The 23,249-nt window shown below is 67.3% G+C and carries 21 protein-coding genes and 1 tRNA gene; 12 read left to right on the top strand and 10 right to left on the bottom strand.

The genetic code is table 11. From position 1 onward, the window contains the following. Positions 1-10: 10 nt before the first annotated feature. Positions 11-1,864 (bottom strand): glycosyltransferase family 2 protein, encoded by a 1,854-nt coding sequence (locus AB0J71_RS11725; RefSeq protein ID WP_364413947.1) that lies wholly within the window; start codon positions 1,862-1,864, stop codon positions 11-13. 271 nt (positions 1,865-2,135) lie between these two features. On the opposite strand from AB0J71_RS11725, the gene AB0J71_RS11720 reads away from it, so the two are divergent. After that, positions 2,136-2,528, top strand: coding sequence for a hypothetical protein (locus tag AB0J71_RS11720; RefSeq protein WP_352322306.1), 393 nt, complete (start codon positions 2,136-2,138; stop codon positions 2,526-2,528). Positions 2,529-2,841: 313 nt separating this feature from the next. Further along, positions 2,842-3,783, top strand: coding sequence for a D-2-hydroxyacid dehydrogenase family protein (locus AB0J71_RS11715; protein ID WP_352322308.1), 942 nt, complete (start codon positions 2,842-2,844; stop codon positions 3,781-3,783). Positions 3,784-3,789: 6 nt separating this feature from the next. Here the strand turns inward: AB0J71_RS11715 and AB0J71_RS11710 are convergent, their stop codons facing one another. After that, positions 3,790-4,359, bottom strand: coding sequence for a CGNR zinc finger domain-containing protein (locus AB0J71_RS11710; RefSeq protein ID WP_352322310.1), 570 nt, complete (start codon positions 4,357-4,359; stop codon positions 3,790-3,792). Positions 4,360-4,430: 71 nt separating this feature from the next. Between AB0J71_RS11710 and AB0J71_RS11705 the strand changes: the two genes are divergently transcribed. From AB0J71_RS11705 to AB0J71_RS11670, 8 genes are all read left to right on the top strand, one after another. Next, entirely contained in the window at positions 4,431-5,180 is a 750-nt protein-coding gene (locus AB0J71_RS11705) for a class I SAM-dependent methyltransferase (protein WP_364413945.1), read from the top strand. A gap of 54 nt (positions 5,181-5,234) precedes the next feature. Further along, the gene (locus tag AB0J71_RS11700; RefSeq protein WP_364413943.1) at positions 5,235-6,005 is read left to right on the top strand and encodes an arylamine N-acetyltransferase; all 771 of its coding nucleotides are present in this window, start codon (positions 5,235-5,237) and stop codon (positions 6,003-6,005) included. Positions 6,006-6,046: 41 nt separating this feature from the next. Next, positions 6,047-6,601 carry a class I SAM-dependent methyltransferase gene (locus AB0J71_RS11695; RefSeq protein ID WP_364413941.1) on the top strand — a complete coding sequence of 185 codons (555 nt, stop codon included), beginning with the start codon at positions 6,047-6,049 and terminating at the stop codon, positions 6,599-6,601. 143 nt (positions 6,602-6,744) lie between these two features. Further along, on the top strand, positions 6,745-7,563 hold the full coding sequence (locus AB0J71_RS11690) for a hypothetical protein (protein WP_364413939.1): 819 nt from the start codon (positions 6,745-6,747) through the stop codon (positions 7,561-7,563). A 230-nt stretch (positions 7,564-7,793) separates the two neighbouring features. Continuing rightward, the gene (locus tag AB0J71_RS11685; protein ID WP_352322319.1) at positions 7,794-8,366 is read left to right on the top strand and encodes a DUF6461 domain-containing protein; all 573 of its coding nucleotides are present in this window, start codon (positions 7,794-7,796) and stop codon (positions 8,364-8,366) included. Between the two features lie 126 nt (positions 8,367-8,492). Beyond that, positions 8,493-9,086, top strand: a complete 594-nt coding sequence (locus tag AB0J71_RS11680; protein ID WP_364413937.1) for a hypothetical protein — start codon at positions 8,493-8,495, stop codon at positions 9,084-9,086. A 619-nt stretch (positions 9,087-9,705) separates the two neighbouring features. After that, positions 9,706-10,188 carry a hypothetical protein gene (locus AB0J71_RS11675; RefSeq protein ID WP_352322325.1) on the top strand — a complete coding sequence of 161 codons (483 nt, stop codon included), beginning with the start codon at positions 9,706-9,708 and terminating at the stop codon, positions 10,186-10,188. 180 nt (positions 10,189-10,368) lie between these two features. After that, positions 10,369-11,082, top strand: a complete 714-nt coding sequence (locus AB0J71_RS11670; protein WP_364413935.1) for a DUF3027 domain-containing protein — start codon at positions 10,369-10,371, stop codon at positions 11,080-11,082. 605 nt (positions 11,083-11,687) lie between these two features. On the opposite strand, the gene grrM is transcribed toward AB0J71_RS11670, so the two are convergent. The 8 genes from grrM to rlmB form a co-directional block, all read right to left on the bottom strand. Further along, on the bottom strand, positions 11,688-12,842 hold the full coding sequence (gene grrM, locus AB0J71_RS11665; RefSeq protein WP_364413933.1) for a cyclophane-forming radical SAM/SPASM peptide maturase GrrM/OscB: 1,155 nt from the start codon (positions 12,840-12,842) through the stop codon (positions 11,688-11,690). A 65-nt stretch (positions 12,843-12,907) separates the two neighbouring features. After that, positions 12,908-13,078, bottom strand: coding sequence for a hypothetical protein (locus AB0J71_RS11660; RefSeq protein ID WP_364413931.1), 171 nt, complete (start codon positions 13,076-13,078; stop codon positions 12,908-12,910). Between the two features lie 235 nt (positions 13,079-13,313). After that, the gene (locus AB0J71_RS11655; protein ID WP_364413929.1) at positions 13,314-14,423 is read right to left on the bottom strand and encodes an FAD-dependent monooxygenase; all 1,110 of its coding nucleotides are present in this window, start codon (positions 14,421-14,423) and stop codon (positions 13,314-13,316) included. A gap of 47 nt (positions 14,424-14,470) precedes the next feature. Then, a complete protein-coding gene (locus tag AB0J71_RS11650; RefSeq protein WP_364413927.1) occupies positions 14,471-18,586 on the bottom strand; it encodes a LodA/GoxA family CTQ-dependent oxidase in 4,116 nt (1,371 codons plus the stop codon). 399 nt (positions 18,587-18,985) lie between these two features. Then, positions 18,986-19,423, bottom strand: coding sequence for a hypothetical protein (locus tag AB0J71_RS11645; protein WP_364413925.1), 438 nt, complete (start codon positions 19,421-19,423; stop codon positions 18,986-18,988). A 778-nt stretch (positions 19,424-20,201) separates the two neighbouring features. Beyond that, positions 20,202-20,555, bottom strand: coding sequence for a hypothetical protein (locus tag AB0J71_RS11640; RefSeq protein ID WP_364413923.1), 354 nt, complete (start codon positions 20,553-20,555; stop codon positions 20,202-20,204). Positions 20,556-20,701: 146 nt separating this feature from the next. Next, a tRNA-Thr gene (locus tag AB0J71_RS11635) sits at positions 20,702-20,774 on the bottom strand. Between the two features lie 20 nt (positions 20,775-20,794). Then, positions 20,795-21,766: a 23S rRNA (guanosine(2251)-2'-O)-methyltransferase RlmB gene (gene rlmB, locus AB0J71_RS11630; RefSeq protein ID WP_364413921.1), complete on the bottom strand. Its 972-nt coding sequence runs from the start codon at positions 21,764-21,766 to the stop codon at positions 20,795-20,797. Positions 21,767-22,067: 301 nt separating this feature from the next. Between rlmB and AB0J71_RS11625 the strand changes: the two genes are divergently transcribed. After that, a complete protein-coding gene (locus AB0J71_RS11625; RefSeq protein ID WP_364413919.1) occupies positions 22,068-22,766 on the top strand; it encodes a class I SAM-dependent methyltransferase in 699 nt (232 codons plus the stop codon). 114 nt (positions 22,767-22,880) lie between these two features. Beyond that, a complete protein-coding gene (locus AB0J71_RS11620) occupies positions 22,881-23,213 on the top strand; it encodes an NIPSNAP family protein (protein ID WP_364413917.1) in 333 nt (110 codons plus the stop codon). The last annotated feature ends 36 nt before the right edge of the window (positions 23,214-23,249 follow it).

The following is a 23,249-nucleotide window of genomic DNA, read 5'->3' as shown; positions in this document are numbered from 1 at the left end:
TAGGTGGCAATTACTGAAGGAGCTTCCTGAGGATCGTTCGCGGCGTCAGCCGGCGCACGACCGTGCTCAGCCGCCCCTTCCCCGAGGTCGCGTACGGCCGCACGCTGCGCAGCAACGCCGCGCCCCGCCACCTGCGCGGGCCGGCGACCGTGTCGGCGTCGGTCTCGATCCTGAACAGCGCGGGCGGTCCGCCGAGGTCGAGCTCCAGGTAGGCGTCCCAGGTGCCGGGCGGGAGCCGGCCCACCGCCGGCCTGGCCGCGAACCCGCCGCCGGGCAGCGCCGTCACCCGCTCGGCGCGCTCGCGGCCGGTACGCCGTTCGCGCCAGACGATCTGCCTGATCGCCGCGCACTCCGGGACCTGCCCGGCCACGCTGACCTCGCCGTGCACGACGAGCCGGTGGCCCAGCCCCCACCTGGTCCGCTCCAGCCGGACGGTGCCGGGCACGGCGACGACATGGCCGCCGACGTCGATGCTCAGATTGCCGTTGTCCCTGGTGAAGTACGGCAGGGTCACCACGCCGCCGATCAGGCGGGGCTGCGGCCGGGTGACGCCGTTGTCCCGGTCGGCGCCCAGCCGGCCGTGGCGCACCACTCCCTCCAGCTCGACCGCCACCCGCAGGTCCCAGACGCCGGAGGCGAGCACGGCGGCCTCCACCCGGGCGGTGAACTCCGCGCCCTGCCGCTCGGCCGGGACGACGAGCTCGCCGTGCGGGTCGTTGCGGGCCCGCAGCACCAGGGCCACGCCGTCGTCCTGGCTGATGCCGTCCAGCCCGGCCGTGCCGCTCACCACCAGACAGTCCCCCTCCCAGCGCAGCCCGGTCAGCCGCCGCCGCACGGTGGCGCTCTCGATGCGGGCCAGCCGGACCAGGCGGTCGACGTCGCCGAGCGCGGCCACGCGCTGTTTGTCGATGGTGTTGAGGCGGTCGTGCACGCCGGGGGTGAACCACTCGTCGCACAGCGCCGCGACCTCCTGGGCGATCTCCTTGCGGCGCACGTCGTCGCTCTCCAGGAACACCGTGCCGAGCTGACTGAAGGCGTCGAGCCTGAAGTGCCGGCGCAGCAGGTGGTCGCGCAGCGGGCCGGGCTCGACATGCCGGGCCATGAGCCGGATGGGCCGCCGGATCATGGTCAGCCAGGCGATCGGGTCGCGGCTGCCCGCCTGCTGCATGATGCTGCTGCCGTCGGACCTGGAGACCAGGTGGTAACAGTCGTAGTCGGCGACCACCGAGATCACGCCGGCGTGGCAGTAGGCGTGCACGGTGAACATGATGTCCTCGCCGACCAGCATGTCCTCGGCGAAGCGGATGCCGTGGCGCTCGACCATCTCGCGCCTGAACAGCTTGAAGCAGCTCAGGCTGTTGTAGACGTTGCTGTCGGCGAGGGTCAGGCGCTCGGCGTTCTGCTGGAACATCGAGGCGGGGGCCCGCCTGCCGTGGCCCACGATCTTGCCGAGCACGATGTCGGAGCCGTTCCTGTCGGCCATGGCGACCATGCGTTCCAGCGCCTCGGGGCCGAGGTGGTCGTCGGCGTCGCAGAAGAAGACGTACCGGCCGGTGGCGTGGGCGAGGCCGACGTTGCGCGGCCGGCCGGCGCCGCCCGACCCCTCGATGTGCACGACCTTGACGCTGGACTGGTGGTAGGTGGCGTAGAGGTCGAGGAGCTCGGCGCCGCCGTCGGTGGAGCCGTCGTCGACGACGATGATCTCCTTCTTCACCCGCTGCACGAGCGCCGAGGTGAGGCACCTGTCCAGATAGGGACGGCAGTTGTGCACCGGGATGACGACGCTGACGTCGACCGTCTCGTCGTTGTTGCCCGCCGCCATCGCCATCACTGCCGTCACCTCGGAGTCACGTTGCGCCGCCATGTCGTTTCAGTATGTGACGAACGCCCGTCGCCGCGGGGGCCGATCGGCCGTCTTGGAGTCACCTATTTGCCGACCTTGGCGATTCGTTGCATTCCTCAGATAGACCCCCCAGATGGCTCTAATCAGCGCATTCACCAGGGACCGAATGAGTTTCAGGGGAAAATCCTCGACCTGCCAGAGGAAGAAAACTCTCCGCCGGGATCAAGGACGTACTCCGTGGGCGTCTCAGGTCATCCTCCGGCGGGGTACACACGTCTACAGTTAGGCAACCTTGACCGGGGAGGTGGCGGTAATGGCATCGAATCTTCGCTGGCATCGGGCGGGCGGCACGGGCATGGGCAAGGCCGAGTTCGCTCGTTCATCGGCGCGCCTGACGGAGCTCTTCCAGTGCTCGGCGATGCTGCGACGTACGCGGATGCGGGCCGAGGAGATCGTCGACGAGGCCCGCACGCTGCTGGCCGAGGCCGAGGCCGAGGAGTTCGCCGACCCCGACCGCATCGAACGTCTGCGCGGCCAGCTGGAGGAGGCTCGGGCTTCCTACTCCAAGGTGCTGACCGCATATGTCACGATCTGCCGTAGAATCAACCAGGAGCGGCAGGAGATTCTGGCGATGCAGATGGACATCGAGTTGAACCGTGATTCTGGCCTGTCGGGAGTTGCCTGATGATTTGTCCGGGACAATTCCCGGAACCCTCGATGGAATGACTCCCCTTCCCTCCGGCCCGCGCCTCCCCTGAGAACGTTTCAGATAGATGTGAACCTATGTGACATCTGAGACGTCTTTTGTTCAGGGAGGCCCACCATGCGCGTCCTTGACGGTCTGGCATCGCCGGACCTGGAGGAGCTCAACCTGGAGCTGATCCTGGTCGCGGCGCTGCACGAAGAGGCGGAAAGGCTAGCCGCCGAATGAACGGGCTCCAGCTCCCCGGCCCCGCCGGGGAGCTGGAGCAGGGGGCCGCGGCGTAGGATCACGGATCATGCTGCGCTGCGCCGTCCTCGACGACTACCAGGGCGTGGCCCTCGGGCTGGCCGACTGGTCGCGGGTCCGGGCCACGAGCTTCCGGGCCCACTTCACCAGCCAGGACGAGCTGGTGGCGGCCCTGGCCGACTTCGAGATCGTGGTCGTCATGCGGGAGCGCACGCCGTTCGGGGCGGAGCTGTTCGAGCGGTTGCCCCGGCTGCGCCTGCTGATCACCACGGGCATGCGCAACGCCTCCGTCGACCTCGACGCCGCCCGCGCCCGCGGGGTCACCGTGTGCGGCACCGGCAGCGCCTCCACCCCGCCGGCCGAACTGACCTGGGCGCTCATCCTCGGCCTGGCCCGCCACCTGGTGCCCGAGGCCACGGCGATGCGCTCCGACGGCCCGTGGCAGAGCACCGTCGGCATGGACCTGCACGGCGGCACGCTCGGGCTGCTCGGCCTCGGCAAGATCGGGGCGCAGATGGCCCGCATCGGGCAGGCGTTCGGCATGGACGTCGTCGCCTGGAGCCAGAACCTGACCGCGGCGCGCGCCGGCGAGCTGGGCGTGCGGGCGGTCGCCAAGGAGGAGCTGTTCGCCGAGTCCGACGTCGTCTCCGTCCATCTCGTGCTGAGCGAGCGCAGCCGCGGGCTGGTCGGCGCGCGCGAGCTGGCGTTGATGCGGCCCAGCGCCTACCTGGTCAACACCTCGCGGGCGGCCATCGTCGACCAGGCCGCCCTGGCGTCGGCGCTGCGCGAGGGGCTGATCGCGGGGGCCGGGCTCGACGTGTTCGAGACCGAGCCGCTGCCCGCCGGGCACGAGCTGCGCAAACTGCCCAACGTGCTGGCCACCCCCCATCTCGGGTACGTCACCGGCGGCAACTACGAGACCTACTTCCGCGACGCCGTGCAGGACATCGACGCGTTCCTGGCCGGCGCGCCGATCCGCGTCCTGGCCTGACCCGGCTCACTCCGCTTTCGTCCTGGCCCGGAAGGCGGCGGTCTTGACGCGGTTCTGACAGGCCGTGGAGCAGAAGCGGCGGGTGCCGTTGCGGGAGACGTCCACGTAGACGCGGTCGCAGTGGGGGGCGGTGCAGACGCCGAGCCGGTCGCTGAACTCGCTGCCGAGCACGATCGCGAGCCCGGTCGAGCAGCTCGCCGCCCAGTCGCCCGCCACCGAGCCGCCAGGGCCGTGGAAGTGCAGGTGCCACGGCTCGCCGTCGTGGCGTTCGAGCATCGGCCTGGCCCTGCTCTCCTCCAGCAGCGCGTTCGTGGCCATGGCGGCGGTGTCGACGTCGCCGTCCGCCACCGCGCGGAACACCACGCGCAGCCGGGCCGCGACCTCGGCCAGCTCGGCGGCGTCGGCCGCGCCGATCCCGCGGTGGCCGGGATAGACGCTGCCCAGCGCGCCGGAGGCGGCCGCGGTGAGGTCGTCGGGGACGGCGAACTCGCGCCCGCGCTGCTCGCCTGGGGTCAGCGCGTTGACCAACGCCACGGCGACCCGGACGATCCCATCTGTGTGACTGTTGTAATCCACTTGACCAGTTACACCTTCGCGTTCTAAGTTGTGACTGCTCAAATCCTAGACGACAGTTACAGGGAGATCCGATGCTCACTCAGGAAGCCGCGCTGGCATGGATCGAGCGCTGGGATCGTCAGCAGGAGGGCTACCTGCCCGACCGGGAGGCCCGCTTCACCGCGCTGATCGACGCGGTCGAGGCGCTGGGCCGGCCGGATCCCGTGGTCATCGACCTGGGGTGCGGGCCGGGGTCGTTGTCCGCCCGGCTGCTCGAACGCCTGCCCTCGGCCACCGTGATCGCCGTCGACGCCGACCCGCTGCTGCTGGGGCTCGGCCGGGCCGCCTACCCGGGGCTGCGGTTCGTCTCGGCCGACCTGCGCACCGGCGGGTGGACCGAGGCGCTCGGCCTCGACCGTCCGGCCGACGCCGCCGTCAGCACCACCGCGCTGCACTGGATCTCGCCCGAGGAGCTTCAGGAGACGTACGCCGAGCTGGCCGGCGTCCTGCGCCCCGGCGGCATCCTGCTCAACGGCGACCACATGGACTCCTCCTCCCCCACCCTGGCCCGGTTGGAGCACGCGGTGCACCAGCGGGAGACCGACCGCGTCTTCGGCGACCGCCGGCCCGAGGACTGGCGCGCCTGGTGGAACGCCATCGCCGCCGACCCCGCCTTCGCCGACCTCAACCAGGAGCGCAGCACGGCCGGCGCATCCCATCACGGCTCGGAGTCCCACCTGGTCGAGCAGCACGTCAGCGCGCTGACCAAGGCCGGGTTCGGCGAGATCGGCACGTTGTGGCAGCGCGGGAACAACCGCCTGCTGTGCGCCGTGCGAAGCTGACCCGCGACGCCATCCGGCGGGCGCGGGCAGGCGAGACATGGTTTCCTGTAGGTCATGGACGAGTCGCAAGTCACCCGCTACCTGGACAGATTCGGAGCGTCCCGGCCGGTGCCGCCGGACGTCCACGGCCTGCGGGCCCTGCAGCTCGCGCACCTGCGGGCGGTGCCGTTCGAGAACCTGAGCATCCACCTCGGCGAGCCGATCTCGCTCGCGCCCGACGCCCTGTTCGACAAGCTCGTCACCCGCCGCCGCGGCGGCTTCTGTTACGAGCAGAACGGCCTGTTCGCCGCGCTGCTCACCGCGCTCGGCTACCGGGTGACCCTGCTCGCGGCGCGGGTGTTCGGCGGCGGCCGGCCGGGGCCGCTGTTCGACCACCTCGCGCTCCGCGTCGACCTCGACGAGCCGTGGCTGGTGGACGTCGGCTTCGGCGACTTCGCCGACGAACCACTGCGGCTCGACGAGCGCGCCGAGCAGAAGGACGGCGCGGGGATGTTCCAGATCGTGCCCGCCCCCGGGGAGCACGACGATCTGGACGTGTCGCACAACGGCGAGCCCGCCTACCGGCTCACCGAGCGGCCGTACGAGCTGGCCGACTTCGTGCCGACCTGCTGGTGGCAGGCGACCTCGCCGGACTCGCACTTCACCAGGTCGCCGGTGTGCTCGATCCGCACGGCCGAGGGGCGTACCACGATCAGCGGGCGCAAGCTGATCGTCACCCGACAGGGCGAGCGCGCCGAACGCATCCTGAACGAGAACGAGCTGCTTCCGGCCTACCGGGAGCACTTCGGCGTGACGCTCGACCGGGCGCCGGCGGCGGGGGCCTGACCCGGGCAACATCCGTGTCGGCTGAACTACGGTGGCCGACCATGGCCGAGTGGATGTCCGCCGAGATCTTCGCGCTGGAACCCTCGGCCACGATGCGGTCGGTACTGATCTCCCGCCTGGCCGAACGTCCTGACCTGCTCGAACGGGTCACCGTGCTCCCCTGCGACGCCCTGAGCCTCGACCTCGACGAGCCGGTCGAGGCCATCGTGATGATCAACGTGTTGTACGCCCTGGAACCCGGCTACCGCGGGCGGCTCTGGCCCGTCTTGGCCGACCATCTGGAGCCCGGCGGTCTTCTCGTCCTCACCTGGCGCGACGGCGGCCCGCCGAAGCCCCGTCCCATGCGGCGACTGGACTCCCGCCGGGTGGGCCGCCACACATACACGGTCTCGTCCGAGATCGTCGAGTCGGACGGCGAACGCGCCACGTGCCGTTACCTCTACCGGATCGCGCAGGGCGACGAGGTGCTCAGCGAGGAGGAACTCGTCGGGCACGCCTACCGTCCCGCCTGGGAGACCCTCCGGGACGAACTCGTGCGCGCGGGTTACGTCCGGACCGCCGCCCCCGACGGCCTCCTGGCCTGGCGACGCGCCTGATCGAGGTCAATATTCGAGCTTCCGGCGAACGTCCGGTTTCTCGGAAATCGTCGGCACACGATTGTTACGAGATATCACCCATACGTCCAACACCGTTCTCTTACTCTTTTCCCTGCTATATCCACAAAAAAAGAAGGACACTGATGAAACTCCTCTTCGCGGGGCTCGCCACCACGGCGGCGGTCGTGTGCGCGGCAGCCGTACCCGCTCAGGCCGCATCCCCGGCAACCGCGCAGGCCGCTCCGGCGGACGCGGTGAAAGTCCTGAAAGCCCAACTACTACCGGGCAAGAGCGTGAAGATCGCCCAATTAAGCAGCATCACCGTTGATTTCTCCGTCGACGACCAGGCCATGCAGGTGCAGGTGAACACCCGCACCGACGGCACGCTGGCGTTCGGCAAGGGCAAGGTGGCGGCCGCCGACCTGCGCGTCCGCATGTCGTCCCGCCAGGGGGCCGAACCTCCCTACCGGGTCGTCGCCGAAGGCAGGAACGCCTACGTGACCAACCCCGGCATCGCCAAGGCGTTGCCCGCCGGACGCTCCTGGATCGGCTCGCGGACCAGCGAGCGCGAGAACCCCATCCTCGACACGGGCGTCACCCCTGCGGACCTGAAGTTCATGCTGGACAACTCCTCCGAGGTGGCCACCGGCGAATACCAGGGCACCGCCACCCTCGCCGCCTACCGGCACGACAAGTCGGCCGGCGAAGGCAGCGTCGAGTTCCACCTGTACTTCGACAAGAACAACCTGCTCACCCGCGCGGTCGTCGATTCGACCTCCTCCTCGGACGGCGACGCCTACCGCCAGATGGCCTTCCACACCGACACCAAGTACTCCGGCTGGGGGGCCAAGGCGAAGATCAACGTGCCGGTGGCCGGCAAGGTCGTCAGCGAGAAGAAGCTCACCCCGAAGACCCGCAGGGCCGTCATCAAGGCCGGCTACCCGCAGACCGGCCCCTTCTGACCCCTTCACCGGGCCCGGCGCCACCGGCCTGCCGCCCGCAGGCCGAGGTGGCGGGCAGGCGGGGCTGCCGCCCGCAGCCCCGCCCGCAGGCGATACACGGTCATGAATGCGGCCGCCGTCCTCCAGCAGGGATGCTGACCACCTCTGGACTTTTCCGCACGACGCACGCAGGCGGCCGCCTACCGACGACGCGAGCTGTTCCTGTCGGTGCCGCGTGCCAGCATGACGGCATGTCCTTGCAGCCCCTTGATCTCTCCTGGCTCTGCGGCGAATACGCCGAGGAGTGCTACAGCTTCATCTACGTGCGCGCCACACCCGAAGAGGTGGTCGCGCGCCTCGGCGGCCGCTGGGAGGACTTCACACCGGGCCCCTTCCCCGATGACCCCGACTACTTCTCGAACCCGGGAGACCCTGTCGGCGTCGCCTCCATCGGCGACTGGACGTTCATCTTCGACCCCGACTGGCTCGGCACCGGCGAAGACCTGATCATCGAGCTGTCCAAGGGCACCCGCCTCGTCTCCCAGGCCGCACTCGGCGTCAAGGACCTCGACTACTTCTACTGGTGCGAGGACGGCGAGATCAGATTCGGCTGGGGCGGCGACGACGGCTTCCTGACGGAGACGCCCGCCGAACTCGTGGACACGATGGAGGAGATCGACAGGCTCTACCCGTCGCGTCCCCGGCTCTACAGAGGCCCGTCCTTCCTGCTCGTCGAGCACCTGACCGGCATCAGGGCGACGGAACACCTGCTGAAGAGCTCCACGTTCAGATGGGGCGTCATCCCACCCGCGACCAAGCCCTGACGTCGGCAAGCCCGACACGCGTCGAGGCCTCCAGACGGCTCTTCGAGCACATCGCCCGAGGAGATCCTCGCCGCCCACCTCTACGGCGGCTGCACGGACACCCGATTCCTTTGGATACTGCCGGCCATGGTCATCATCGAAGTCGTCCTGGAGACCCACGACGCGGTGGACTTCACGGCCTGGCCGATCACCGAGCCGTCGAACGACCGCCTTCTGGCTCTCTCCGGCCGGATGTCCATCGCCGACGTCGGGACGGCCATGGCCGTGATCTTCAGCTACAGCGGCCTCCCGATCACGCACGCCGCCGAGTTGACCGAGGCGCAGCTGCGACAACACCTCGCCGAAACGGGCGGCCTGATCGCTCCGGGCGGTCTGCGCTTCCGCGACACCACCACCGACGTCGACGTCCCGCCCGGTTGCTGTTTCGGCCTGGAGAACTGGCGGGACTGGTGGGAGGTGGCCCGCGGGCGCGAACCCTGGCTCGGACACGACCCCACGCCGTACATCACCCATGTGGGACACGTCATCCAGCTCCGGCAGCACGTCGATGACCCCCCGTCCATCGAGATCACCCGCGACCAGCTCGCCGGCCTGCTCACCACGGCCCAACAGCACTTCTCCGGGTTCCTCGACCTCGCCCGGCAATGGGCGACGATCACGACCCCGGGGCCGGCCGACCGGCTCGTCGCAGCCCTCGACCAGCACTTCGCGATCACTTGAGCCTTCTCACCCTCGGCCGGCTCCCCCAAGGCCGGATGTTGTGCCACCATGATCGCCTCGCATACGGCAAGGGAGACTGTTTGGTCCTCTTCTCCTGTACGTCGTGCGGCGCCGTGCTGACCGCGCGGGTCGCGCGGGTGGCGCTCCCCGACCACTCCGGCCAGAAGTACGGCCATGACCTGCTCCCCGGTCTTCCGGAGCCGGGAACATACGTGGTGGACCCTGGACATGGCCGACCATGGGCTCCCTTGATGCCCGAACCGGAAGATCACGGCGTCCGGCAACTGACGTGCCACATCACGGGCCCTCCGGACAGGATCGGGATCGCGCCGGGCGACGTCCGCGGTACCGTCTTCATCCCGGACCGGTTGGGCGGCTGCTGTTGCGGCTGGGACGGCCAGTACGGTCCCAACCTGGCCTGCGCCAGGTGCGGCTGCCCGGTGGCGACCCGCGTCGACGACTGCGGGTTCTGGCAGGTGGTGTGGCTGGAACCGGACGCCGTGCGCCCCGTCGCCGTCGCCGGCCCCGTCCAGCGGGTGATGGACTGGACGGAACTGCCGAGCACGCCGCCCGTTGATCCGCTTGGTTTTGGAGCCCCCAGTGGGAGGCCGCAATCGCGGTGGCCCTGGCACACCTGGTGGCGGTTTCGGGCGGCAGGCGGGTGTCCGTCCCTGAGGGGCTCGTCGCGGAGACGTTTCGCCGGACGATCGACAGCCTGCTCCCTCCCGGGCCGCCGGAACGACACCTCGTCCTGGCCGGCCCCGGCCTGTCCACGCCGATCACTGACATGGCCCTGGTCCCGAAGCACCCGCAGACCGGTGAGGCATGGCCGTGTGACGCGGGCGCGGTGGTGCCGCTCGCTGCGGACGTGTGGACGTACCTGGCCTTCAACGACGATCGGCGGCTCATGCCCGCGGCGTGCGGGATGCCTGCCGCCGTCCGCCGCGACGACCCGCCCGCGCTGCTGCCGCACAGGCTGTTCCATCCCGATGGCCGCGTGTTCTGCAACACGCTGGAGCGGCTGGCGGCGGTTCGGCCACCGTGGCTGCGCCGCCTTCACGCCTCGATCAAGGACCGCCCGTACCTGGCCCCGTTCGCGTAGACCTCCCCGCATCAGCGCGGGGCCCGGTCCCGCTGGCGGAACCTGACCAGAGCCTCGCAGTAGCATCGCCCCCGAACGCACGGTCGTCCAGTCCCTCGCAGGCGGTCACCGCCAGGGCCAGGATCCGGCCAACTGTCAATGATCACTCGTCCACCGGATCCTGAGGATTGTGACTGGCAGATGAGAGACGCTCCCGACCATGCTGGATACGGCGAGGACGAGCGCTCCGCAATTCACGAACGGTGGCTGGCGGAGCGTCATCGGCGTACCGAGGATCCCCATTTTCAAGAAGAGTGGTACACCGAGCAGTGCGGTGCCTGCCGATTCTGGTTCCCGCTGGCCGGCGCCCTCGGCAATGACTACGGTGCGTGCGCGAATGCGGCGTCCCCCTTCGACGGCCGGATCCGTTTCGAGCATGACGGATGCGACGCCTTCCAGGAGTCGGGATCCTGGTCCGTCCCGGAAGACCACGAGACGTGTCGACGGCGGCGGCTGTACCTCGACGCGCTGGACAATACGGATGAGCGCGGCTTGTCACTGCTGCGCGACGCGCTGGCCGAAGAGCCTGACCGGGAGCTGGCACTGGCCGTGATCCTGCGCGCGCTGGAAGCGGTGACCACTGACGAGCGGCGCAAGTGGATCGATCTGGCCCCTGCCGGACAGGACCGGGAGCGTGCCGAGGCCCGCGCGAAAGATCTGGAACTCCTGACGAGCGGGCCGGCCGGTCAACCCGGCGAGTGGTCGGAGTGGCTGCAGCTCAGACTCGCCGCGACCACCTCCGATCCGGCGACGCTCGAAACCCTCGCCCGGGCGGGGCGCACGAGACGCGTCAGGCGCCTGGCCACAGAGCGCAAAAGGGCGATGCACGACCCCGGCCCGCTGCCCGTCACCTGACGACGAATGGCCAAGACTTGTGCGACCACCTGCTCCTCGACATCGTCATAAGCACCAACTCCGACAATCGATTCCTTCGTGGCGCGAGGGAAGCGGGCCTGGTCACGAGGTCGAGGTGAAGTGCTCCACCAGACGAACGACATCGCGGCCGTCGCCCAGGCCCGCCCGGTTCGTCCCGTGTCGACGGCAAGCGGGATGATCAAAATGTGCCTAAGCCGCCCATGAGCTCGTGGCGTGCGACTGGAGAGCCATGCCACGTAGGCGCTCATTCAAGATCCGTACCTGAGATCGGCGTGCGGGACCCGCAGAGCTGTGATCCATCAGCTTCCCGGGCTTGGCGGTCGTCCCGTGGCCGCAGTCATGGCCCGCAAGCACGCTCGCATGTGGCCAGGCCGCGGTGGCGGCCTTGGCGACCTGGTCACTGTTCACCGGTCCGCGCCGAACCTGATCGCCAGGAACCTCCGCGCCCCCGACACTCACAACCGCCGGCCGACAAGGTCCAGGCGGAGTTCCTGGCGTCGTGGAAGAACGCCGCCGGCCAGCCGTTCGGGGATGGCTGTGATCGGCGCCTGAAGACCGTCGCGACCGATGTCTCTTTCGACCCGTCAACTGCCGGAGCCCTTCAACTTGTCGATGATCACCTCGCCGAGGATCTGGCGATGGAGTCGGCACGACGTTGTTTCCGTGCTGCGCAGGGACCCGTTCTCGAAGTACTTGTTGGACGTGTACGCGCCTCCGCAGATGTCGAAATATAGACATTCATCTGCACAGGCTGCGACCCCGTGGGAAATTTCCTTAGAAATACGGTCGAGGGCCGGGCCCGGCAGGAGGGAGTCCAGCGATCCCGGCGCGTTGATGTTGGCGATCACGAAGTCATCGAATTCTTCGCTCTTCCCGCCGGCAAGCTCAGGACTCGAGGTCGACATGTCGCCATTTTTCTGAATAGTGATGATCGCCAGGGGCTCGGTCTCGTACGACATGTGCCGATAGCTGGGATCAGAGATCTTACTCTTTATTATGGCCAGGTAGTCAGAGATTTCCCTTATTTCTATGGCGGCTGGACTCTCGCGCCATCGATCGAAGATGCGATCCACGAAGGCCCGATACTCTGCGGCGATCGTATCAGCCTCCCCCTTCCCACCGCTCAAAGATGAAACCGTGTTGCCGTTCTCCACCTCCTCCACGTTGAAGCCGACGCTCTGGAATCCGTTATCGACGAAGAAATCGAATATCTCGTCCGGATGCCGGAGGCTGGTCCGGGTGAGCACGCAGAGCGCTCCCAGCCGAATCCCCCGCTCCTTGAGTTTCCGGTAACCTCTCATCACCGCACGGTGAGAACCCTTCCCCGACCAGTTGACCCTGTGGGAATCATGCAGAAACTGCGGCCCGTCCACACTGATGCCGACGGACATGTCATGCTCTGCGAAGAGGTCGCACCAGCGCTCATCGACCAGTGTTCCGTTGGTCTGAACTGATTTCTCCACGTTGAGACCGTGAATGTTGTGCAGCGAGATCAGGCGCATGGCTTCTTCGAAGTGCTCCACGCCGGCGGTCAACGGCTCGCCCGCATGCCAGATGAACTGGACGTCCGGGTGGGTGAGCGGGCTGTGCAGCACTTTCTTGATCGACGCCTCCAGCGTGGCGCGGGACATCATGAAGCCGTCACGCCGTTGCGGGACATAGCAGTAGCTGCAATTCAGGTTACACAAGGACGTGGGTTGCAGGATGACCTGTCGTATGACCGCTCTCAACGAATGCACACCGCCTTTGACGCGTCTTGTGCTTCTGGATCCAGAAGCACAAGATCCGACCCCTACCCATTCACCTACCGAGCATTTCTGAAGGAATCCCTGAACGAGTATCCCTTGTTGAAGGACCTGGCCACTTCGGGGCCGTCGGTCTCGACGGTTAGTTCGGTGAGGGTTTCCGGGTCGATCCCCTTGAGCTTTTCCAGGAGCTCAATGCAGGCTTCGACCGACTTCTCGTTCCCGGTCACGATGATCCCTTCACTTCCCGTGGCGCTCCAGAAACAACGTGTACATTGATACCCCGCGCAGATGCAGCACAACGGGCGACGCGGAAGATACATCATCAATTTCTCGCAACGCCGACCTCCAATGGACCGAACGCGGGTTTCAGTCATCGGCGCGCCGGAAATGGCCTGCGACGTCCAGCGTGAACAGCCCGGAACTGGCCGGAAGATTCCGGCTGGAGGTCACGAGGTTCCCATGTCATGGCCGAACGTTCACGGCACGGCGTCTCCAGAATGGCGATGTCGCCCATCGCTGTTCGGCGGCGTAGTACTTCGCGCGCTCAGTCAGATAGTGCCGGGCCAACTGGCCGACGGCTGAAAGATACGAATCGACGGCGTGCGGGTCCCCGTCCATGGCGCCTGCGATCGCCATGGCGGCCCGATGTCCCGTGGAGATCGCCGTGATGATGCCCTGAGAGGACAGGGGATCGGCTGAGATCGCCGCATCGCCGGCCGCGAGCCAATGTTCGCCTCCGGGAGGATGGAGCAGCGAACTGCCGGCGGCGAAGATTTCCGGGCCGACCAGCGGCTGATACTGGAATTGCTGATGCAACCGCCGTATGTGTTCGGTCTGCCTCAGTCGTGTCAGCCAGTGCTCCAGATCTCGGACGGCCCTGACGCCAGGAAGGTCGCCGTCCGTCAGGTAGACGAAGATCCGGCGCCCTTGCGGGAGCAGCGCGGTGTACCACCAGCCCTCGGGTTGCGCCTCCACCATTGTCGTCGCATCGGCGTCCCCTGGAATTCCGGGGGTGTGGAGCACCGAGATGGCGACGAGCTTGTCCTCGTGGATCCGGCGCGCGCCCAGACGCTGGGCGACTACCGCGGCACGGCCGCTGCAATCAAGTAGCGCATCCGCGTGGATCACCATTTCCTTCGTGGTGTCCCTGAGCCTCAAGACCCCGCCCGCGCCGGCCGACTCCCATTTGACGTGCGTGGCGCAGGCCAGCACAGCTCCGCTGTCCCGTGCGGCATCGACGAACATCGCATCGAATGCGCGACGATTCAAATGCCAGCCGTGGCCATAGGGGCTGAAGATGAAGTCGGTATCGGTGAGTTCGGCAGCGCCCCACGCCGAACGGTTGCCGTACGACGGGAGATGGCCGCCGGCCAGAAATCGCTCCCAGAGGCCCAACGTCTCCAGGAGTGGCTGCGCGGCGGGCGGCAGACCCTCACCGATGCTGATCGCCCGCTTCCGATGACGCCCGACCAGCAACACGCGGGCGTCCTGACGAGCCAGGTGCAGTGCCGCAGTCGCTCCGGCCGGGCCGGAGCCGACCACGGCGACATCCACACGCAGGGATTTGGGCACGAGAACCTACCGGTGCTGACGCGCCTTCGCGATCGTCTTCCCTTTCATTAGTGGCACGCTCCACCGCCCGGTCCGTAGTGGCGGCGTTCCATCCCTCGCAGTTGTTCCACCGTCAGAGGTGTGGAGTTCAGCGTGCGCTCCTGGACCACGGCGGCATGAGGTTCCACGGGATCCTCCGCCGATACGGGAGCGGCAGCGCGGACGTTGATCCTCGACACGGGGACCGCCTTCTTGCGAGAAATGCGCTCGTCCTGTTCCGGCAAGGGACAGCCGGCGGCGATCCAATCGATGATCACCTCACGAGCCGACCGATCACCGAGCTCCGGTATGACCTGGATCAGGAAAGCAGACATACGCCGTGGTTGTGCCAGCAGTTCCTGCACGAATCGGCTCTCATCCACGTTCCCGGGAATGATCCATCCGTTGTCAGGATCAGCCAGAGCGGCCATCAGCCGTCCGGGCTGATCGATCTGAAACCACCAGCTCACCGGCTTCGTCACGTGCTGTTCTTCGCCTTGGGCGGGATCGACATAGGTACCGGTCAGCTCGAAACCCGCGTGGTCGGGGACCGCCATGGCGCGCGGGCTGAGTTCACGCAGGAGAACGCGCATCGCGCCGGCGGGATCCAGGGCGGTTCCGAGAGGCGCCGGAGGCAGCGAGTTGATGTACTGGGCCAGAAGTTCCTTGTCCTCGAGGCTGAAGACCTTCAGCATCGGGCCGCCGAACCCCATCATCGAGAAGATGCGGCTGTTCTTCGCGTCGCCCGGTGTGATCAGGTCCGACTGCACAAGCTGCTGAAGGAACGCGTCGGGCTCGTCGAACCAGTCGTTGATCAGGTTGGGCCCAAGGCGTCTCGTACCGTGATTCAGCTGTGCAAAATGCCGCTTCTGCCCGAACATGTCCCAGACGCGATCTTCCAGCGACGGGGGGTTGGTGAAGAAATACCACCAATCCCCGCCGCCTACGAACTTGAATGCCAGATACCCGTTCCAGACGCGGCGCCAGTGTTCCTGCATCTCCCGCTCCCCGCTCTCCTCCCGAACGTGGTCGAGATAGCGGATGACCGCATCGCGGGCCTTGGCTCCGTGGCCGTTGACCGGGTTGTCGATGGCCACATGCAGCTTGTAGAAGAGCGAGTCGTAACCGTGATAGTCGTACAGCTTCACCATGGCCGGCAGGAATATGGCTTCCCATTCCAGGTGCAGGGTCATGCCCAGCAGTTCGGGGGCGTATGTCTCCGGGAACTGGGCGATCGCCGACTGATAGACCGGGCTGATGTAGGACGAGTCCCATATGCTTGGGTCGTCAGCGTACGCGCGGCTGGCGATCGGCGGTGGGTGGATTCCGGCGCTGTGCAGCAGGTCGGTATAGACGTTGGCGTGGTTCTGTGCCGGGTCGCCGTTGCCGATCTCGTCCGACCAGATCTCGAACAGATACCCTTGCACCTCGCCGCTGGGCCCGGCCTGCGCGATCCTCTCCAGCCACGAGCCGTCGAGCTGGTTGAAGGGAGCGAGCTGCCGAATACGCTCGATCACCTGGTCCGCCGTCCTGAAGAGCGGCTCCCCCTCACCCGTGGCGGGGTTGTAGGCCTCGGCCGCTCGGCGTTCCCGCTCGTAGATCTTCTCGAGACGGGCCCGGAAGGTCACCTCGTCATAGGCGAAGAAACCGTACGTCTCCAGCTCGTTGTACTTGTTCAGGTCCTCCCACGCCAGCCGCAGGTACTCGTCGGCGAGTTCCCGAGCCTTGGGCAGGAAATCCGCGTGCTGTTCCAGGTTCAGGAGACAGTAGAAGTAGTCTCGGAAAGGCCGGAGCTCGTAGCGCCCTCGCTCTCCTTCCACGTACACCGTCTCACCGAAGGCGTTGCGTGGGACCACGAAACCGAGACGGCTCCAATTGGGCATTCCTTCGTGGTTCTCGGCCACCAGGTCGTTCTTTCCGCGGTGACGTGCCCGTCGACGCCACTCCATGTCGAAAAGGCTCTCCCAGACGAGCCTGCCCGCCGTCTCACCTGCCAGCCGGTCGGCGTAGTCGTCGAGCGTTTCCGTCGGCTCTGGATCGGCTATCCGAGTCTGTTCCCGGAGGAACATCCGGATCGATCCGTAGACGGTGCGGCGCATCATCTCCGGGTCCGTGATCGCAGGACCGCCGAAGTACTGGGTCAGAGTCCAGTCCGGGCTCTTCTCCGGGAGGCTGAAGGGGGCGTCGGAGTCACGAGTGAGGCCCGAACGGTCCAGAAATTCCTGCAGGCGGCGTAGGTAGGCGCCTTCGAACTCGCCCTCGGCCGGGCTCGGCACCACCGCCAGGTAGGCACGGACGAAGTTCGCCAGCTGTCGCCGCCACAGCATCTGATAGGCCGCGGCGTTCGTGATGGAGGCCCAGTCAGGCGCCGCCGGATCCAGCGGCGGCCAGGACGACAGCCCCGGACGGGACGGCAGCTGCAAGCCGATTCCTCGTGCCCACGGTTTGCGATCGATGAGCAGGCTCGTGAGGTCTCCTCGCCCCGCCTCGGTGGGGAACTCCTTGAGAATTCGCTCGTAGTCTTCAGCAGGAACGACGTCGTCTGGCCGGATCGAGGGCCACCAATGGTCGCGACACTCGTAGAAGTCGGCCTGCCATGGCAGCGCCATCCAGCGGGTGATGTCACCCGCTGCGAAATCGTCGCTGAAGCGGAACGCCTCCCTGTAGGTCTGCGCGAAACGAATGACAGAGGTGAACTCGAGGCCGGGGAAGAATCCTCCGCCCTGGCACGCTTCAAGGCTCGCGCGAGTCACCGCGGCGGGTCGCTGCGCCATGGGTACGGCATCGAGGGACGGCGGCGGCGCCAAGGGCAGCGGCGTGGACCCGTCCCAATCGTTGACGAAGTCTCCTTCCTTCCAGCGGGCGAGTTTCCTGTATTGCGTGACGGTCAGTGAGAGCCAGGTGCGCGGTGCGTAATGGTTGGTCTCGGCATCATAAATGGGATGCGTCAGGTCTCCCTCGTCACCGGAGAGGGGCGGCATGAACGACAGATTGGCCTGGTTGATCGCCTCCTGGCTGGAAGGATGAAGCTCATCGGCCGTCGGTTGCCTGGTATCCAGACCGGGATGATGCAACAGGGGAGTCCGCAGGCGCGCGAAGATGCGGCGGTGCGGCGATCGTACCGCCTTGGCCAGCTCCGGGTCAGCCAGAACCTGTAGCGCCCCCAGGTCGACGAAGTCGCCTGGCTTCGCCGCCGAGTGGCCCCGGCGCGCCCGGTCACTGACCCATTGGTACATGCTCAGCCGGCGAAGAATCGGATAGACGTCACGGACGAACATCACCGGATCGTCCCCCGCCGGCCGGGGCCCCAGCTCCGCCTCTGACCAGGCGAGGTCATGCTCGACCGCGGCCTCGGTCATGACGTCATAGCCTGTCACGACGTTCTGGGTGTGCGGCGAGAAGTGCGGAGGGGCGGCGATCACCCAGGCACGCCCACGAACCGGCAGTTCCTCACCGGTGTTCAGCTTCACCGTCGCAGTGACCGGGCCGTCAGCGGTGTCGTCATACCAGCGATCGTTGTTCGCATAATGCGCCAGAGGATTGTCCGGAAGGACACTGGCTGACCGGCCCCTGCCTCCCAGGACCAGGAGGCGGCCGGAATCATCAGTGCGCAGCTCGCCCAGGCAGACCTTCTCCGGCCACGTGAGGAATCTCCCGTCCAGCGGCTCCGATCGTCGCCCTCGCCCGCTCACCCTGGCGGACACCGGTCCTATGACGAGTTCCTTCCTGTCATCCCCATGCACGTCCTCATTGCGCCGGCGAGCTTGCCCAAGGTCGCCTTTGAGAATCTGATCCACCCGCTCTGCGCCGGAGAACTGCCACCACTCCGCCTTCTTGTTGGCCAGTTCGACCTGCCAGATGATATCGGCGACCTCCGGGTGGTCGGCATCAAGCTCGGCGACGACCTGCCCCAGGTCGTCGAAGGCGTAGACGCGGAAGCGAGCGGCCTGGCGCTTGACGCGGCCCTGCGCGTCCTTATAGGAACCCCCGTTGGGCGGCACCAGTCCAGGCACCTCCGGCCCCACGAAATACTCATCGGGGCTGTTTCCCAGCCGCGCGATCCCGATGGGCGGGAAAATTTTGCAATAGGCCATCCTGCCGTTTTGCGGGCCCGCAGCATCTTCCGTCATCGGCTCTTCCTTCAAGCTGAGTCCCGCAATAAAGTTCCGGACAGCGCGAAGCATGCGACCGCCCACCCTGGTCGCATGATGGTGCACCTGGGACCGTGGCCAAGATGCCCGATGGGATACCGTCTCAACCCAACCGCGTCACATATCTGTAGGAAATCGATCGCCCTTTTAAGGATCGGATACGGTGGCGGCATATCGGTCCGTTGTCGCCATCAGCTTCGTCTGTGGCGCCGCGTTCACCAACACGGCGACATCGTCGGTGACGCGATGTTCGAGGCGCCCGACGGGTCATGCAGCCGGACGGCTGAGCGCTCGACCGACACTCGTTCGGCGATGTGGCGTTCACCGCTGGGCCGAAGTCTGTCTCGAGCAGAGGCCCGCGGGTGTTGCCCGCGGGCCTCGCGCGCGTGAGGATCAGCCGCCGACGGACCAGGAGTACTTGTTGGCGTAGCCGTCGTCCTCCAGGATGATGTACTCGTCGGGGTTGTTGCCATAGGGCTTCATGGCGTTCGTCGTGCTGTAGGAGACGAACTTGACCGTGCGCCACCTGTTGCTGCCGGCGTCGTTCTGGGGCTCGGCCCTCCACAGGAACTCGTCGCCGCTGCTGCACGACTTGGTGACGACGCCCTGATAGGAGCCGTGCACGACGCCGCCTGGCACGCCGCACTTCTTGGACCTGCCGTTCCGCATCCGGAACCAGACGTAGCCCTCCTTCTCCTGGGGCGCCTCGAAGAACCAGCGGTTGCCGAGGTCCACGGGACCGCTGGTCCACGCCTGGAAGAGCATGTTGTCGACCTTGTGCCCGGACCAGTCCTGGTGTATGAGGTAACCGCCGGTGGCCACGTTGGCCACCGCCGGAGTGCTCGCCCCACTTGTCCTTGTCGTCCTCAAGGTTCCGGTCGCGATCAGGGTTGTTCGGCGCGAAGGCACCGCCGCCCTGGGGCACGGGGCCGATGTGCACCTGCATGGCGTCCTTGCCCTGCCGGCCGCGGTGCGACAACTTCCAGTAGAGCTTCTGGCCGGGCGTGGTGGGCAGGTCCTGGTAGAGCATGGACGCGGAGTTGGCGTTCAGCTCCACGAACTGGGTGCCCTCGGCGGAGGGGACGTGGTAGGTCGCGGAGTTCGACGGCCAGAACTCGATCTCGCCTTTCCTGTCGGTGGTGCTCCAGCCTGGGACCTGGTCCTGCTTGAGGAAGGTCACGTTGTTACGGTCGGGCACCTGCGGCAGCTCGAAACCGCCGTTGGTGAGCACGACACGTGCGCCGCAGCCACCCGGCACGGGATCCTGGGGCCTCGCCATGGAAGGGATTCCTTTTGAGGGGGAACACGCCGTTCATCACGACGCCCTTCCATTGCATACTCAATGCAATCAGTCGACTGCTCTCCGTGTAGCAAGCATGGACTTTTCCCAGGTCATCACATTCTCTCCACCCCGCCAGGCATGCCTGGGTGGTGGTTTGTCAACGCCTGCCCGCTGATCCGGTACCGCTCAGGGCCCGCTCGATCCGCGGCAGCCTTGCGCAGCAGCGCTGCTGCGACGCGGTCGAGGTCTTCATGAGGCCCGGCCTTCCCCGGACCGGCTGAGATGCGGGCACAGCGGCCGTCACATGCGCGAAGTGGTAACGGATGGTTACTTGTGCGGCACGTGTCTGCGGACACTGACCGAAGATGGCGATCCCCGGGGTGTTGCGGCGCCTGAGGCCGTGTGATCAGAGTTGGTGTTCGACCCGGTGCCGGAGGTATTCGTCGGGAGGTTCTCGGCGCTGTCGAATTTCAGGGAGACCTGCGTCCAATACCAGGCGCGGGCGGAACCCGCCTTCTCGGCGTCAGTTCCGCTGCTCAGCAGATCGAGCAGCGCAGTCTGCACCTCGGCGAGGTGTGGACGAAAGGACGGACCTTCGTCGCCGGTCCGACCCAGAAGAGCCGTGAACGAGCCCGGCTCAGCCACCTCGGACTCCAACTCACCATGACTCATTTCAGCCACCCCTGATCACCATCCACCGGCTGCCGACGAACCACCCCTCGCACGCCTTCTAAGGAGTTCGGCGCGAGGTCGTTGCTGTACGGCGCTGCTGTACGGAGATCACAAAAGGCCCCCCGGAATTATCCCGGAGGGCCTTTGAACTGCAGAGCCGACGAGGGGAATCGAACCCCTGACCTTCTGTTTACAAGACAGATGCTCTGCCGATTGAGCTACGTCGGCACGGCCTACCAGTGTAGACGCTAGCGGCGCCTGTGACGAGCGACCTCGTACAGGGCCACGCCGGCGGCGACCCCGGCGTTGAGGGATTCCGCGGCGGCCTGCATGGGGATGCGGACGACGACGTCGCACTGCTCTCGCACCAGCCGGCCGAGGCCCTTCCCCTCGGAGCCCACCACGACCACGAGCGGCTCAGCGAGGAGGTCGGCGTCGCCGATGTCGATCTTGCCGGCGCCGTCGAGGCCGACGATGAAGAGGCCGGCTTCGCGGTATTCGCGGAGGGCGGCCGTCAGGTTGGAGGCGCGGGCGACGCGCAGCGTGGCGAGCGTGCCGGCCGAGGTCTTCCACGCGCCACCGGTAACCCCGGCCGAGCGGCGGGACGGGATGAGCAGGCCATGCGCCCCGAAAGCGGTGGCCGAACGGGCGATGGCGCCCAGGTTGCGCGGGTCGGTGACCGAGTCGAGCGCCACGATCAGCGGGACCTCGGCCGCGTCCTGGGCCAGTTCGACCAGCTCGGACGGGTGCGCATAGTCGTAGGCGGGGATCTGGAGCGCGATGCCCTGGTGGACGACGCCCTCCGTCATCCGGTCGAGTTTGTCACGGGTGACTTCGAGCAGCGCGATCCCACGCTCCGCCGCGATCTTGATGGAGTCGCGTACGCGGTCGTCGTTCTCGACGCGCTGGGCTACGTAGAGGGCGTTGGCGGGCACCCCGGCCTGCAGCGCCTCCAGCACCGGGTTACGGCCGCCGATGTATTCGGGGGCGTCCTCGGAACGCTTCTGCCGGGCCGGGCCGCTGCCCGGACGGCGCGTCTCGCCGCCGCGGTCCTCCCTGGTGATGCGCTCGGACCTGGCCTTGTCCTTGTACCAGTGGCGCATCTCGGCAGGCGGCGTCGCGCCCCTGCCCTCGAGCGACCGGCGCTTCTGGCCCCCGGTGCCCTTGGAGGGGCCCTTCTTCTTCGCGGGCCTGCCCGATGCCCTACCGCCTGCTGCCATGCCATCAAGGGTATCGGCCCGCCGACCCACCCGATCCCGCCGGGAAGGCCCCACCCGATCCCGACGTCCGCATACGACCGGCCGCGGCACACCCGGCGAGCCGCCTGCCCTCAGAACGCACGCACCGCCTCACCGAACGTCTTGCGCCAACACATCACCCATCGGGCCGCACATCACGACGATCGCAGGCCCGCCCGCCCCTCTCCCAGCGAACCCTCCCCGAACAGCGCAAAAGGCGTCCACCTCTGAACCGGCCCCAGGCAACTCCTAGAGCCCCCATGGCCGGTTATCGTCCTGGGCCATGACTGAGTCCGCCTACCTCCACGCCACCCGAACGGCCTACGACACCGTCGCCCCCGAATACGCCGAACTGCTCAGGAACGAACTCGACACCAAGCCCCTGGACCGGGCCATGCTGGCCGCGTTCGCCGAGCTCGTGCGGGGCCCGGATGCCGGAGAGGTGGCCGACCTGGGCTGCGGTCCGGGCCGCGTCACCGCCCACCTCCACGCGCTCGGGGTGAACGCCTTCGGCATCGACCTGTCGCCAGGGATGATCGACGTCGCCCGCCGGAGCCACCCCGGCCTCCGCTTCGACGTCGGCTCGATGACCGCGCTGGACCTGGCGGACGCGTCCCTGGCCGGCGCCGTCGCGTGGTACTCCACCGTCCACACCCCGCCGGACCTCCTGCCGACGGTGTGCGCCGAGATCCACCGGGTGCTGGCGCCGGGCGGCCACCTGCTGATCGCGTTCAAGGTCGGCGACGAACGCCGCCACCTCAGCCAGGGCTACGGCCACAAGCTGTCGCTGGACGTCTATTGGACTCCCCCGGAGCACATCGCCGACCTCCTCGCCAAGGCCGGCCTGTCCCTGGACGCCCAGCTCATCCGCGAGCCTGACGAGAGCGAAAGACCCCGCTCAGGCCGGCAGGCCTTCTTCCTGGCCCACAGACCAACCGACGAGCCAACCGCCAAGCCGGAAATCGCAAGCACCAGTTCTTAGCCACAGCCCAGAAGACCGAACCCCCACTGACGGAGGATGTCAGCGACCACCGAATAACGTGCCGCCCACCCCAGCACTTCCCCGACCGGAACGTCCCCCCGAAGGAGCACCCGCATGATCTTGGAGATCCGCACCTACCGCCTCAAACCCGGCACCCGCGCAGACTTCCTCCGGGTCATGCACGAAGAAGCCCTCCCCCTCCTGGCGAAGGCCGGCATCGACGTGGTGAGCAGCGGCGCCTCCCTCGTGGACGAGGACGGCCACGAGGAGGCGTACCTCATCCGCGCGTTCCCTTCGAAAGAGACCCGCGACGAGCAGGAGGACGCCTTCTACAGCAGCCCGGAATGGCACCAGGGCCCGCGTGAGGGCATCGTCTCGCGCATCGACGGCTACCACACGATCGTGATCGATGCCACCGACGCCGCCGTCGCGGCCCTCCGCGGCTGACAGCGGACGCGGGAGGCGCCCGCCGCAGCCGACGAC

This window comes from Nonomuraea sp. NPDC049637 (genome assembly GCF_040675235.1).
Lineage (GTDB): Bacteria > Actinomycetota > Actinomycetes > Streptosporangiales > Streptosporangiaceae > Nonomuraea.
This window is presented reverse-complemented; position numbering and strand designations above follow the sequence as displayed.